Source organism: Actinomadura bangladeshensis (genome assembly GCF_004348335.1).
GTDB lineage: Bacteria > Actinomycetota > Actinomycetes > Streptosporangiales > Streptosporangiaceae > Spirillospora > Spirillospora bangladeshensis.
Map to the genome: position 1 here is coordinate 1 of NZ_SMJW01000006.1, position 12,498 is coordinate 12,498.

General features: G+C 73.2%; 8 protein-coding genes. 2 read left to right on the top strand and 6 right to left on the bottom strand.

Annotated features, from left to right (window positions below; translation table 11 throughout):
- From E1284_RS02430 to E1284_RS41150, 4 genes are all read right to left on the bottom strand, one after another.
- Positions 1-685 (bottom strand): hypothetical protein (locus E1284_RS02430; protein WP_207923517.1); only part of this gene is annotated, 685 nt, incomplete at its 3' end.
- An 85-nt stretch (positions 686-770) separates the two neighbouring features.
- A complete protein-coding gene (locus E1284_RS02435; protein ID WP_131936559.1) occupies positions 771-2,480 on the bottom strand; it encodes an MFS transporter in 1,710 nt (569 codons plus the stop codon).
- Positions 2,481-2,745: 265 nt separating this feature from the next.
- On the bottom strand, positions 2,746-4,638 hold the full coding sequence (locus E1284_RS02440) for an nSTAND1 domain-containing NTPase (protein WP_131936561.1): 1,893 nt from the start codon (positions 4,636-4,638) through the stop codon (positions 2,746-2,748).
- A 50-nt stretch (positions 4,639-4,688) separates the two neighbouring features.
- Positions 4,689-4,835 (bottom strand): hypothetical protein, encoded by a 147-nt coding sequence (locus E1284_RS41150; RefSeq protein WP_165965098.1) that lies wholly within the window; start codon positions 4,833-4,835, stop codon positions 4,689-4,691.
- A 243-nt stretch (positions 4,836-5,078) separates the two neighbouring features.
- Between E1284_RS41150 and fxsT the strand changes: the two genes are divergently transcribed.
- Positions 5,079-7,613: an FxSxx-COOH system tetratricopeptide repeat protein gene (gene fxsT / locus E1284_RS02445; protein ID WP_131936563.1), complete on the top strand. Its 2,535-nt coding sequence runs from the start codon at positions 5,079-5,081 to the stop codon at positions 7,611-7,613.
- On the opposite strand, the gene E1284_RS02450 is transcribed toward fxsT, so the two are convergent.
- Positions 7,544-8,827, bottom strand: a complete 1,284-nt coding sequence (locus E1284_RS02450; RefSeq protein ID WP_165965099.1) for an FxsB family cyclophane-forming radical SAM/SPASM peptide maturase — start codon at positions 8,825-8,827, stop codon at positions 7,544-7,546. The genes fxsT and E1284_RS02450 overlap by 70 nt on opposite strands.
- Positions 8,828-8,904: 77 nt before the next feature.
- Positions 8,905-9,450 (bottom strand): GNAT family N-acetyltransferase, encoded by a 546-nt coding sequence (locus tag E1284_RS02455; RefSeq protein ID WP_131936567.1) that lies wholly within the window; start codon positions 9,448-9,450, stop codon positions 8,905-8,907.
- Positions 9,451-9,666: 216 nt separating this feature from the next.
- Here E1284_RS02455 and E1284_RS02460 point away from each other — a divergent pair, with 216 nt between their 5' ends.
- Positions 9,667-12,405: a helix-turn-helix transcriptional regulator gene (locus E1284_RS02460; protein WP_131936569.1), complete on the top strand. Its 2,739-nt coding sequence runs from the start codon at positions 9,667-9,669 to the stop codon at positions 12,403-12,405.
- Positions 12,406-12,498: the final 93 nt, after the last annotated feature.

Below are 12,498 nucleotides of genomic sequence, written 5' to 3' on the forward strand. Positions count from 1 at the left end.
AAGAGACAGCCGTCGGCTCGGCCGGCGGCGGTAACACCCGGACGGTCCTGGTCACGCGGGGCGGCCCGGGGACGGGACGTCCTGCCGCGGGCACGCCGGGCAGCCGCACCCAGGCATGCGCGACCGTCTCCTTCACCTGGACGTCGATCCGGTGGTACTCGCCGGGATGCACCATGCCCGGGCCGTGCCTGATCACGTCCTCGTGGACGCGGTCGGAGGCGATCAGCGCCAGCTCCGCACCGGACCGCAGCAGCCCCTGCCGGAGCGCGTCGGCCTCCAGCAGGCGGAACACGTGGTTCACCGCCGTCCCGACCAGCCCCTCGCCGTCGGAATGGGCGACTCCCGTGTGCACGGCGACCCTCAGCTGCATGTGCGCGGTGGCGCTGGAGACCTCGTTGTGCCGCCGCACCTCGCCCCGCAGCAGGTCGATCAGGGAGGTGATCAGCCGCGCCGTGTCGACGTCCGGGGGGACCACCACGAGCGCCCCGTCGCCGCGGTCCTCGCGGTAGCAGGCGGGGAACCCGATTCCGTCGGCGTCGAAACTCGCGCGGAGCCCCTCGTAGAGCGCCTTGCGCACCTTCCGCCGGTCGAGGTCGGTGCGCGCCGGATGCCCGAACGAGGCGATGTCGCAGGCGAACAGCGAGCACAACCCGTTGGGCGTCCATCCACCGCCGGATTCGGACATGCGCCGTCGCCTTCAGATCGCGAGCCGTCGAATGCCATCTACCACCATGGCGCGCGAACCCGTCAAGGTCTGGTGACACAAACGGCTAATGCGCGGGCAGCGGTTTCGGCCGGCGCTCGTGAACGGCCTCCGGAACCGGCAGGGACCTCCGGATTTCCAGTGCACTGGTCGAGCGGATCCGGATCACATCGACGATGGGCAGCGCCGGGACTCCGAAGCCCATCGGGAAGATGACGGTGATGCGGATGATGGTCACCGCCGGCGCCCCGAGGGCCATCGGAAGGATCGCGGTGACGCGGACGATGGTGACCGCGCGGACGGCCGCCATGGCCGGCTCGGGCACGGTCGGCATGGTCGGCGTCGCGTAGGCGGGCGGAATGGCGAAGCCGGCCGGGATGATGAAGGCGGCCGGAATGACGAAGGCGGCCGGGACCATGGCGGCGGCCGGAATGGCGGGCGCGACGGGGGGCGCGGGGACGGCCGGAACCGCCGGGACCGACGGCAGGGCCGGGACCGCCGGAATGGCGGGGACCTCCTGGAGGTCCCTCGGCAGGGAGATCCGGTACTTGAGCCGGTCGACCGTCCGGTCCGGCAGCATCCTGCGCGGACGCAGCAGGACGGGCACGGCGAGGCACAGGACCGCGATGACGCAGAACACCAGCCGCGCGGCGCCGTCGGGCCGGAGCTCGGCGATGATGTAGCCGGCGCTCAGCGCGCCCAGCGGGACGGCGCCGCCGGTGACGAAGCGGTTGACGGCCATCACGCGGCCGAGCATGTGCTCGGGCACCCGGCCGGTCTGGTGGTTGATGATCGCCACGTTGAGGAAGCCGCCGGTGACGCTGAGGCCGCCCCACGCGAGCAGGCCCGCGACCGGGTGCACGGTGCCCGCGACGATCCCGATCAGGGCCAGCCAGACCACGACGCAGAACACGATGATGCTCCGCTCCCGCCGGAACCGCTTGCCGACCTTGGGGGCGACGACCGAGCCGATGAGCCCGCCGACGCCCGAGGACGCGAGCAACAGCCCGATCTCGGTACCCGACATGTGCCGCTGCTCGGCCAGCACCACCAGCAGCAGCACGACGGTCTGGAAGAAGAAGTTGCCGACCGCGCAGACCACGATCACCGTGCGGAGAAAGGGGCTGAGGAGGACGAATCTCAGGCTGCCGAGAAATGGGGCGCGCGGCGTCCGCGCGCCCGTCCGGACGGGTGAGCCGTCCGCCTCTCGCGGCTGATAGTCCTTCTTCTTCATCGAGATCAGCGCCCGTATGGAGACCGCCGAGGCCAGGATGCCGAAGAAATACGGAAGCGTTCTGTCGAGGCTGAAGAGCAAGCCTCCGAGGGGCTTGCCCGCCATGAGCGCGAGATGGCCGCGGGCTTCGTTCGTGGCCAGCGCCGACGGCAGTTCCGCGGAGTCGACGACGCGCTGCACCGCGGTGATCTCGGCGGCGTTGTAGAGGACGAGGAAGACGCCTTCGAAGAACGCGCCGAGAATCAGCAGCGTCGCCGGATGGTAGTCGAAAACGATCGCGCAGACGGGCAGCAGGCAGGCGGCGAGCCGCCCCGTCTGGCCGATGAACATCAGCAGCCGCCGGTTGCAGCGATCGACGAACCAGCCGGCCGGGAGCTGCATCAGCAGGGCCGGGATCGTGCTGGCCGCGCCGACCCAGCCCGCGACGACGGGCGAGTGCGTCAGCAGCAGCGCGAGCAGGGGATTGGCCGCGGCCAGGCACATGCTCCCCAGCTGCGAGGCCGCCGAAGCGCTCCACAGCAGGGTGAAGTCACGCCCTCTCATCGGCGCGGACCTCTTCCAGAGTGACCATCCTCATCGAGGGTCGCCCTCCTGGTCATGGAGCGATCGCTAAAACCAACATTGCACAGGTAAAGCTGAGGAGCAGGGCAATGGTGGGACAAAACGGACGAGACTTGCCATCCGCGTCCCTTGGCGATGGGATCGCGATCAAAGGAGCGACGCGCCCGTCATCCGACTCCCGAAGCCAATGCCACGCACGCTATCAGGCTGATGGACCGATTCACCCCAAAGGCTGCCCAGTCAATGCCTATTGAGTCATGAGGCGCTCCGCCTCTTTGTGCAAATGCCGCGGCAACGGCGGCCGCCGCGCGTTGACGGCCCGCCTGGCCAGCCCCGCGGCGGTGTCGGCCGCCCCGCCGAGCCGCAGCACCCGGGCCACGCGCAGCAGCACCGGGCCGCTGTCGTCGGCGTCCGCGGCCAGTTCGAGCTCCTCGGTCGAGGCCAGGCCGCAGGGCCCGTCGCGCGTCCGCCTGGCGAGCGCCCACGCGGCCCGCGTGGAGGGGCGGTCGCCGTGGTCGACGCGGTCCAGGTCGCGGAGGGCCGGCTCGGCCCGGTTCAGGTCGGCCAGCAGCTCGCCGCGCAGCCGGAGCGCCTCCGGGACTCCGCCGTCCTGGCTGAGCGCGTCGTCGAGGACGGCGATCGCCGCCTGCGTCCGCCCGGCGTACCAGAGCGCCTGGGCGAGGCTCGTGCGGACGAAGAGGTCGCCGGGCAGCCGGGTGAGCGCGGCGCGCAGCCGGTTCACGGCCTCGGCGGCGTCCTCGTCCATCCGCAGCCGGCCGATCGCCGCGAGCAGCATGCCGACGCGGACGGTGTCCCCGGCCGCACCGAAGGCGTTCACCGCCTTCTCGTAGTGCTCGACGGCGGGCGCCGTCCCGCCCCGGTGGTAGGCGATGGTGCCGAGCAGGCACTCGGCCGCGCCGCGCAGCCGCGCGTCGCCGGCCGCCCCCGCGGCCACCGCCCGCGCGCGCCGGCGGGCCAGTTCGGGCTCGCCGGAGGTGAACGCCGTCTCGGCGGCGTCCAGCCGCGGCGGCTCCGGCGGCGCGGACGCCGGGTCCGGGCCGAGGTCGCGGACGACGGGCCGGAGGCGGGCCTGGCGCAGCCGGTACCCGCCGCGCTCGCCGGCGGACAGCAGGCGCGCGTCCTCGAGGGCGCGCAGCACCGTGCCGGGCATGTCCCGCGTCTGCGGGACGCCGCCGGACCGGCCTCCGAAGGTCTCCCGGAACCACTCGGTGAGGCCGCTCGGCAGGCGCTCGTACTCATACGCCGTCCTGGCCAGCGCGGTCAGGCAGTGGTCGCGGAGGATCGGGTCCAGTGCCCGCGGCAGGTGCGCGATTCCGGTTCCGCTCTCGGGGCTCAGCTCGCCCCAGAGGCGGCGGCACACCATCTGCAGGAGGGCCGGATCGACATGGGTCTCACCGGCCGCGAGCTCGTCGACGAGTTCCGGTGCGCTCGCGGCCAGCGGATGCCCGGTGCCGCCGAGAGGCCCGCGGACGGCCTGCCGCGCCGCCGCCGGCCGTAACGGCTGCAGCGGGAACCGGGCCACGGCCTCGTCCGGCATGCCGGCCCCGGCCAGCAGCCCGAGGAGCCCGTCGAGGTTCTCGGTGCGGACGGCGATCAGCAGGTGCAGGCCGTGCTGGGCGGCGGCCTCGGCGAGTTCGGCGGCGAACCGGATCCGGTGCCGGTCCCAGTGGCCCGCCGCCCGGAACAGGAGGTCGGCGTGGTCGACGGCGGCGAGGACGGGCACCGGGTCGCCGTAGCGGTCGGTGCGGGTGTTCCTGCGGACCAGCCCGGAGACCGAGGAGCCGGACGCGCGGGTCGGCGACTCGTCCGGGTACCACGACGTGAGCAGCGCGAACGTGAAGGGATTCAGATCCGGTAGCGCGGCCAGCGGGAAGTCGGCGCGGAACGCCGGCCCTCCGATCGGGAGCACGTCCACGCGCGGCCGGCGGCCGAGCCGGGGCAGCACGCCGGCGCGCAGCAGCGAGGACTTGCCCACGCCGGACGGGCCGTGCAGCACGGTCAGCCGGCGGTCCGGCCACAGCTGCGCGAGGGCGGCGGCCTCCTCGTCCCGCCCGTGGAAGAGCGCTTCGTCATCGGTGTCGAAGGGGCGCGAACCGACGAAGGGGGAACGCGTGCTCATGTCTGGTCGCGGCCGGAACAGGCGCCGAGCGGAGCCGGGGCCCCTCGCGGCTAGAACCTGTTCTCGAAACCGGTGCCGTCCAGGATGGGCTGCGTCACGCCGTTGGCCTCCAGGACCGCGTCGGTGAGCACCGGGCTGTCCTCGGGGCGCAGCAGGTCGGGAGTGATCTCGCGGGCGTCGATGGTGAGCGATGGCATGGTACCTCCCAATGACTCCATGACATGGCGACGAGCCGCCTGGGCAAATATAACCGCAAAGTCCGGCGGTACTTGTTCTGTTCCCGAACCTAATGGTGGATGGGGAGCGGCCGAATCAAGTGTGTCGTGTGACGCAAGATGCGGAAAATTGATCGGCCGTGTCCAAATGGTATAGCTGATTGTGCCGACCGGACATAGGCTTGTCCATGGCCAGTGGAATGAGTACGGGTCGGAGGCGGGCGAGTGTCCGGACAAGAGGCAGCCGCGGCGGCTCTGGAGAAGCGCGTTCCCCCGGTCTGGGGGAATGTTCCGCCGCGTAACAAGAATTTCACCGGCCGCGAGGAGTTGCTGGCGGCCCTGCGGGAGGGCATCGCGGAGAAGGTGACGGCGGTCGTCCCGCAGCCGCAGGCGCTGCACGGGCTGGGCGGCGTCGGCAAGACGCTGATGTCGGTCGAGTACATCTACCGCTACCGGCACACCTACGACGTCGTCTGGTGGATTCCGTCCGACCAGCCGTTCCTGGTGAAGACGGCGCTGGCCGATCTCGCTCCGCACCTCGGGTTGCGGTCCGCCGCCGTGAGCGGGATCGAGGAGGCCGCACGAGAGGTCCTGGACGCGCTGCGCCGCGGCGAGCCCTACCAGCGGTGGCTGCTCGTGTTCGACAATGCCGACCAGCCGGAGGATCTGTTCGACATCATCCCGCAGGGACCGGGGCATGTGCTGATCACCTCCCGCAACCACCGCTGGGCGAGCATGGTCGACGCGGTTCCGGTGGACGTCTTCAGCCGGGAGGAGAGCGTCGAGTTCCTCCTGAAGCGGGTGCGCGCCGGAATCACCGGCGAGGACGCCGGCCGCCTCGCCGAACAGCTGGGAGACCTTCCGCTGGCGCTGGAGCAGGCCGGCGCGCTGCTGTTCGAGCGCGGCATGACCGTGCCGGAATACCTGGAGCAGCTGGAGGAGCGCACCAGCCAGCTGCTCTCGCAGGGGCGTCCGGCCGAGTACCCGGTGCCGATGACGGCCGCGTGGAGCGTTTCGGTCGCCAACCTGAGCGAGAGCCTCCCGGAGGCGGTCGACCTGCTGCGGGTCTGCGCGTTCTTCGGCTCCGAGCCCATCCCGCGCGAGGTCATCGGCAGGGCTCCGGACGGTCTCCGGCCGCAGCTGGCGGGACTGATCGGCGACACCATCCGGTTGGGACGGGCGGTCGGCGAACTGGGTCGGTACGCGCTCGCCAGGCTGGACATCAACGCGCGGACGATCGAGGTTCACCGGCTCGTCCAGAGACTTGTGCAGGACGAACTGTCGCCGGAGGAGCAGCGCCGGATCCGGCATGAGGTGCATCTCCTTCTCGCGGCCTACGACGCCGGTGACCCGTACGACGAGGAGACCTGGCCCAAGTACGGCGCGCTGTCCGGGCACCTGACCCCGGCGGGGATCGCCGGTTGCGAGGCACCGGAGGTCCGCGCGTTCGCCATCCGGATGCTGCGCTACATGTTCGGCTCCGGTGACTACGACTCGGCCCGCAAGACCGCGGAGAACTTCATTGAGAAGTGGGGCGCCGATTCGGGACCCGAGCACCCCGATGTGATCCGGATGAAACTCGAGCTCACCAATACGCTGCGTGAAGTCGGAGAGTACGACACCGCCACCGAACTGAACGACGAGATCCTGGCGGCGGCGGAGAAGGTCCTCGGACGGGACGATCCCGACACGCTCAGGTCGCTGCGGGGATCGGCGGCCGACCTGCGGGCCGCCGGCGATTTCCGGGAGGCGCTGAAACGGGACGAGGAGGCGCTGCGCCGCTTTGAGGACAGGTACGGCCCCGAGCACGCCGGGACGCTCCGCGCCGTCAACAACCTCGCCCTCGACTACGGTCTGCTGAGCGACTACGGAAAGGCCCGTGAACTGCACGACCGATCGTATTCCGGTTGGCGGGACCGCGGCGCCAAAATGGTCCGGGCGAGCGTCGTGGCCGCGGTGAGCGGGCTGGCCAGGGCCGTCAGGCTCTCCGGCGGGTACTCGGAGGCGTGCGACCTCGGGTTCGACGCCTACGCGATGGGGCAGGAGTCGCTCGGCGCCGAGCACAACTGGACGCTCCGCACGGGGAAGGATCTGTCGATTGCGCTTCGCAGGTACGGGGAATTCGACCAGGCGGAGGAACTGGCGACGCAGGTGCAGGAGCGCTGCGTCCGGCTGCTCGGCCCCAATTCGCCGGACACGCTGGCCGCCGCCGTCTGCCTGGCCAACCTCTGGCGCACGACGGACCGGCTGGACGAGGCCGCCGAGCTGGTCGCCGACTCGGCCTCCCGGTACGCGGAGGTCCTGCGCCCCGACCACCCCTACACTCTCGCGTGCCTGACCAACCTCGCCGTCCTGCGCCGCATCCAGGGCGATGCGGTGGCCGCGCGCAAGCTGAACGAGCGCGCCCTGGCGGGCCTGGACGCCAGACTCGGCCGGGACCACGACTACTCGTTGACGGTCGCCGTCAATCTCGCCACCGACCTGGTCGCGCTCGGCGACCTCGAGGCGGCGTGCCGGCTCGGCGAGGGGACGCTGCGGCGGCTCCGCGCCCTGTTCGGCGACCTGCACCCGCTGACGCTGACCGGTGGCGCCAACCTCGCCGCCGACCTGAAGGCCGCCGGCCGGACGGAGGAGGCGGCGGAACTGGCCGAGCGCATCCGGACCGGCTACCGGCGGACGCTCGGCCTGAATCACCCGGACGCGGTCGTCTTCGAGGAAGGGCGGCACCTGGACGCCGACTTCGACGCGCCGCCCATCTGATCCCGCCGCGCCCTGATGTCGGCGATGTCGCGGGACACCACCCCGTGGATGTGCGTGATCAGCCGCTGGAGGTCGTGGCAGTAGACGCTCGGATTCCGGAATCCGGCACCGCTCCGGTACCGGTGGGTGTAGTGGCCGGCTCCGCACACTCTGCGGAGCCGGCACTCCCGGCATTCGTCGGCGAGCGCGAGCTCCCTGATCTGGCGGGCGGCGATCGAGGGGTGCATCAGCGCGGTCTCGAACGGGTCGCGGGAGACGTGCAGCGTCGTCCTCGCAGCGCCCTCGTAGGCCGATTTGAGGGTGTCGACCTGCTCGATCTGCCCGTTGGTCTCCACGACCACGATCGCGACGGGGGCCAGCCCCATCGTCTCCCCGGTGGAGCGGCGTCCGAGCAGCAGCCGCAGGACGTCCTCGAAGAGCCGCACGCCGGTGCGCTTCTCCGGCGAGCCGTACCAGCGGTCGAAGACGGTGACGAGCCAGTCGCCATAGGGCGTGGACGCGTCGGGCGGCCGGCCGGGCGGGGGAGCGTCCCAGTTCCCGTGCGGAAGCAGGAAGCTGATGCCGGGCGGCTCGAACTCCAGCATCGCCTCGTACGTCTTCTCCGGATCGTTGGCCAGGTCGACCGTGCTCAGCAGCCCGCTGAAGAGGTGCCGGTACCGTTCGGCGCCGATCCTCAGCAGCCCGTCCCGGACGGCGTGGAAGCTGCCGTGCCCGTTGGCCGTCCTGCGGTGCCGGTCGTGTCCCTCCTCGTCGCCGTCGAGGCTGACCCCGACGTGGACGTCGTACTCGTCGAACAGATCCAGGAACGGCGGGTCGAGCAGCACGCCGTTGGTCTGGATGTTGAAGCGCACGTCGACGTCGGGCGCGCACGCGTCCCGGACGGTCTCGATGGTGTACCGCAGATGGTCCACTCCGGCGAGCAGCGGTTCGCCGCCGTGCAGGGTGACGTCCACCCGGTCGAGCAGCTTCGCCCGCGCGTGCTCGGCGATGCGCCGCGCCGTCCAGTCGACGGTGGGCCTGGCCATCTTCCGCGGCTGGCGGCGCCAGCCCTGGTCGGCCATCTCGTACATGTAGCAGTAGTCGCACGCCAGGTTGCAGCGGCTGTGGACCTTGAGGATGAACTCCCGGAACGGCGTCGGCCGCCAGCCCCGCCCGAGGAGCGACGGGACGTCGAGGGTCTCCGGCCATTCGCTGCCTTCGGGGCCGTCGGCCACGCTGATCGCTCCCTGACCCAGGATCGGGCTGCGGCATATGAGGGATTCTGGGCAGATATGTACTTATCTCAAGATCGCTAAACGTCCTTCCGGAGGCCGTCCCCGGCCAGCAGCACCCACGTCTCGTGCTCGCGCCACTCTCCCTCGATGCGGATGCTCTTCGGCGCCGCCCCCGCCGGCCGGAACCCCGCCCGCTCGACGACCCTCCGGGACGCCGCGTTCCCCGGCTGGACGTCGGCGTCCAGGCGGCGGAGCCCCAACTCCCCGAACGCGTACCGCACCGCCAGCCGCACGCCCTCGCCCACGTACCCGTGCCCGGACGTCGCCGCGAACCCGCCGAACCCGAGCCAGGCGCGCGGCCCGCCGGTGCGCCGCTCGTCCACGATGCCGTTGATGTTCACCAGCCCGGCCAGCTCCCCGGTGCCGTTCAGCACCACCACGAAGCCGACGGCCCGGACCCCGTCGAAGCGCGCCAGGTACGCACCGAACGCGGCGGCACTGGTGGGCGCGTAGATCAGATGCCGGTGCAGGCCCGCGCTCTGCCTGGCCGACCTGACGAAGGCGTCCTCGTCCTCGGCCGCGACCGTCCGCAACGAGACCCGCGCTCCGACCAGCAGCGTCATGCAAGGAACCTAACCGGCGCACCATCGGATGCCGGGCACGATGGCCGGGACGGCCGATGCCGGACGGGCAGTACAGGTCACCGTATTCCCACAAAGTCGCCATGACCGGGTATTGCGGGCGGGTCGGCCCGAGTGGTTCGAGAAAGATGGGATGGGTGCGGGCGGGCACATGTGGCGGGTGCCCGCCGCCGGCTGACCGAGTGGCGGTGGGAATTCGTGTTGCGAGGCCGACGCGGTGAATGCGCCGAGATCGACGGGCTGCTGGAGGCCGTCCGGAGCGGGGAGAGCCGGGCCCTGGTGCTCCGCGGCGAGGCGGGCGCGGGCAAGACCGCGCTGCTGGAGTACCTGGTCGACCGGGCGCCCGGCTTCCGGATCGTGCGCATCACCGGCGTGCAGTCGGAGATGGAGCTGGCCTTCGCCGGCCTGCACCAGCTGTGCGCGCCGATGGCGGACCGCTTCCAGCGCCTGCCCGCCCCGCAGCGCGACGCGCTGCGCGCCGCGCTCGGGCTGAGCGCCGGGCGGGCGCCCGACCGGTTCCTCGTCGGCCTCGCGATCCTCGGCCTGCTCGCCGACGCCGCCCGCGAGCAGCCCCTCGCCTGCGTGGTGGACGACGCGCAGTGGCTCGACCGGGCCTCGGTGCAGGCGCTCGCGTTCGCCGCCCGGCGGCTGCTGGCCGAGTCGGTCGCGATCGCCTTCGCCGCCCGGGAACCGGACGAGGCGCACGAGCTGACCGGGCTGCCGGAGATGGCCGTCGGCGGGCTGCCCGACGCGGAGGCGCGGGCGCTGCTGCGCTCCGTCGTCAGCGGCCCCTGGGACCCGCGGGTCCTCGACCGGGTCGTCGCCGAGGCGCGCGGCAACCCCCTCGCCCTGCTGGAGCTGCCGAAGGAGTCCACGGCGGCCGAACTGGCGGGCGGATTCGGGGTGCCGAGCGCGGCGGGCCTCGCCGGCCGCATCCAGGAGGTCTACGAGCGGCGCGTCGCCGGGCTCCCGCCGGCCACCCGGCGGCTGCTGCTCGCCGCGGCGGCCGAACCCGGCGGCGAGCCGGTACTGCTGTGGCGGGCCGCCGACCGGCTCGGCATCGACCTCGAGGCCGCGACGCCCGCCGAGGCGGCCGGACTGATCGAGATCGGGGACCGGGTGCGGTTCCACCACCCGCTCGTCCGGTCCGCCGTCTACTGGGCCGCGCCGCCCGAGGACCGGCGCGGCGTCCACCGCGTCCTCGCCGAGGTCACCGACGCGCGGGCCGACCCGGACCGCCGCGCCTGGCACGCCGCGCAGGGCGCCCCGGCACCGGAGGAGGGCGTCGCGGCCGAACTCGAACGCTCCGCCGGACGGGCGCGGGCCCGCGGCGGGCTGGCCGCGGCGGCGGCCTTCCTCACCCGGGCGGTGGAGCTGACGCCCGACCCCGTCCGGCGGCAGGAGCGGGCGCTGGCCGCCGCGTGGGCGGCGCACCGGGCGGGCACGCCCGACGGCGCGCTGCGGCTGCTGTCGGTCGCCGAGGCCGCCCCGCTCGACGCGCGGCTGCGCGGCGAGGTCGACCTGCTCCGCGCCGAGATCGCCTTCGCCGTCGACCGGGGCCGCGACGCGCCCGGCCTGCTGCTCACCGCGGCCCGCCGGCTCACCCCGCACGACGTCCGGCTGGCGCGCGACACCTACCTGGAGGCGATCAGCGCGGCACTGTTCGCGGGCCCGCTGGCCGACGGCGCCGGGCAGGCCGAGACGGCCGCGGCCGCCCGCTCCGCGCCGCGGCCGCCCGGCCCGCCGCGTCCCGCCGACCTCCTCCTGGACGGCCTGGCGCTGCGGATCGGCGAGGGCCTCGCCGCCGGGCTGCCCGTCCTGCGGCCCGCGCTGGAGGTGTTCCGCGGCCCGGACCTCTCCGAGGAGGACGGCCTGCGCTGGCTCTGGCTCGCCGGCGTGACCGCCTCGACCCTGTGGGACCACGGCGCCTGGAGCGTGCTCGCGTCCCGGCACGTCCGCCTCGCCCGCGAGTCCGGCCAGACCGCCGCGCTCCCCCTCGCGCTGACCCAGCAGATCGCCGTGGACGTGTTCGCGGGCGACCTGGCGGGCGCCGCGTCGCTCGTCGAGGAGGTCGCGACGGTGTCGGAGGCGACCGGAATCCCCGTCCCGCCCTACGGCGGCCTGCTGGTCGCCGCCTGGCGGGGCCGCGACGCCGAGCTCGCCGGCCTGCTGCGGACCGTCGCGGCGGAGGCGCGGCGCCGGGGCGAGGGCAACGGGCCGACCGTCGGCGCCTGGGCGAAGGCCCTGCTGTGCAACAGCCGCGGCCGCTACGCCGAGGCGGTGGACGCGGTGCCGGACGCCGCGGAGGACCGTCCGGCCGACGTGGGCACCGGACCCTGGGCCCTGGCCGAGTACATCGAGGCGGCGACCCGCGACGGCCGGTTCGCCGAGGCCGCCGTCGCCCTCCGCCGGCTCGGCGAGGCCGCCCTTCCGGCCGGCACGGACTGGGCGCTCGGCGTCCACGCCCGCGCGCGGGCCCTGCTGAGCGAGGACACCGCCGCCGAGGACCACTACCGCGAGGCGATCGACCGCCTCGGCCGCGCCGGCGTCCCCGGCGAACTCGCCCGCGCCCGCCTGCTGTACGGGGAATGGCTGCGGCGCCGGCAGCGCCGGCGGGCCGCCAGGGAGGAACTGCGCGGCGCCCACGCGTCGTTCACCGCGATGGGCATGGCGGCGTTCGCCGGACGGGCCGCCGACGAGCTCCAGGCCACCGGCGAGCACGTCCGCAGGCGCGCCGCCGAGACCGCCGGCGAGCTGACGCCGCAGGAGGCGCAGATCGTCCGGCTCGTCCGGGAGGGCCTGACCAACCCCGAGATCGGGGCCCGGCTCTTCATCAGCCCGCGCACCGTCGAATGGCACCTCCGCAAGACCTTCGGCAAGCTCGGCATCACCTCGCGCAGGCAGCTCCAGCGCACCTCCACCACCGGCAGGGCCTGACCCCGGGGCCGGGGGCCCGTGCCCGGCCCGTGCCCGGCTAGGGACAGGGCCCGTGCCCGACCCTGGTGCCCCGCGACCTCCGTCCGGCGACAG

What these genes read in the sequence shown, in the direction of transcription:
- E1284_RS02455 (WP_131936567.1), bottom strand. Translation starts at nt 9,450, where the DNA reads ATGACGCTGCTGGTCGGAGCGCGGGTCTCGTTGCGGACGGTCGCGGCC.
- E1284_RS02440 (WP_131936561.1), bottom strand. Translation starts at nt 4,638, where the DNA reads ATGAGCACGCGTTCCCCCTTCGTCGGTTCGCGCCCCTTCGACACCGAT.
- E1284_RS02435 (WP_131936559.1), bottom strand. Translation starts at nt 2,480, where the DNA reads ATGAGAGGGCGTGACTTCACCCTGCTGTGGAGCGCTTCGGCGGCCTCG.
- E1284_RS41150 (WP_165965098.1), bottom strand. Translation starts at nt 4,835, where the DNA reads ATGCCATCGCTCACCATCGACGCCCGCGAGATCACTCCCGACCTGCTG.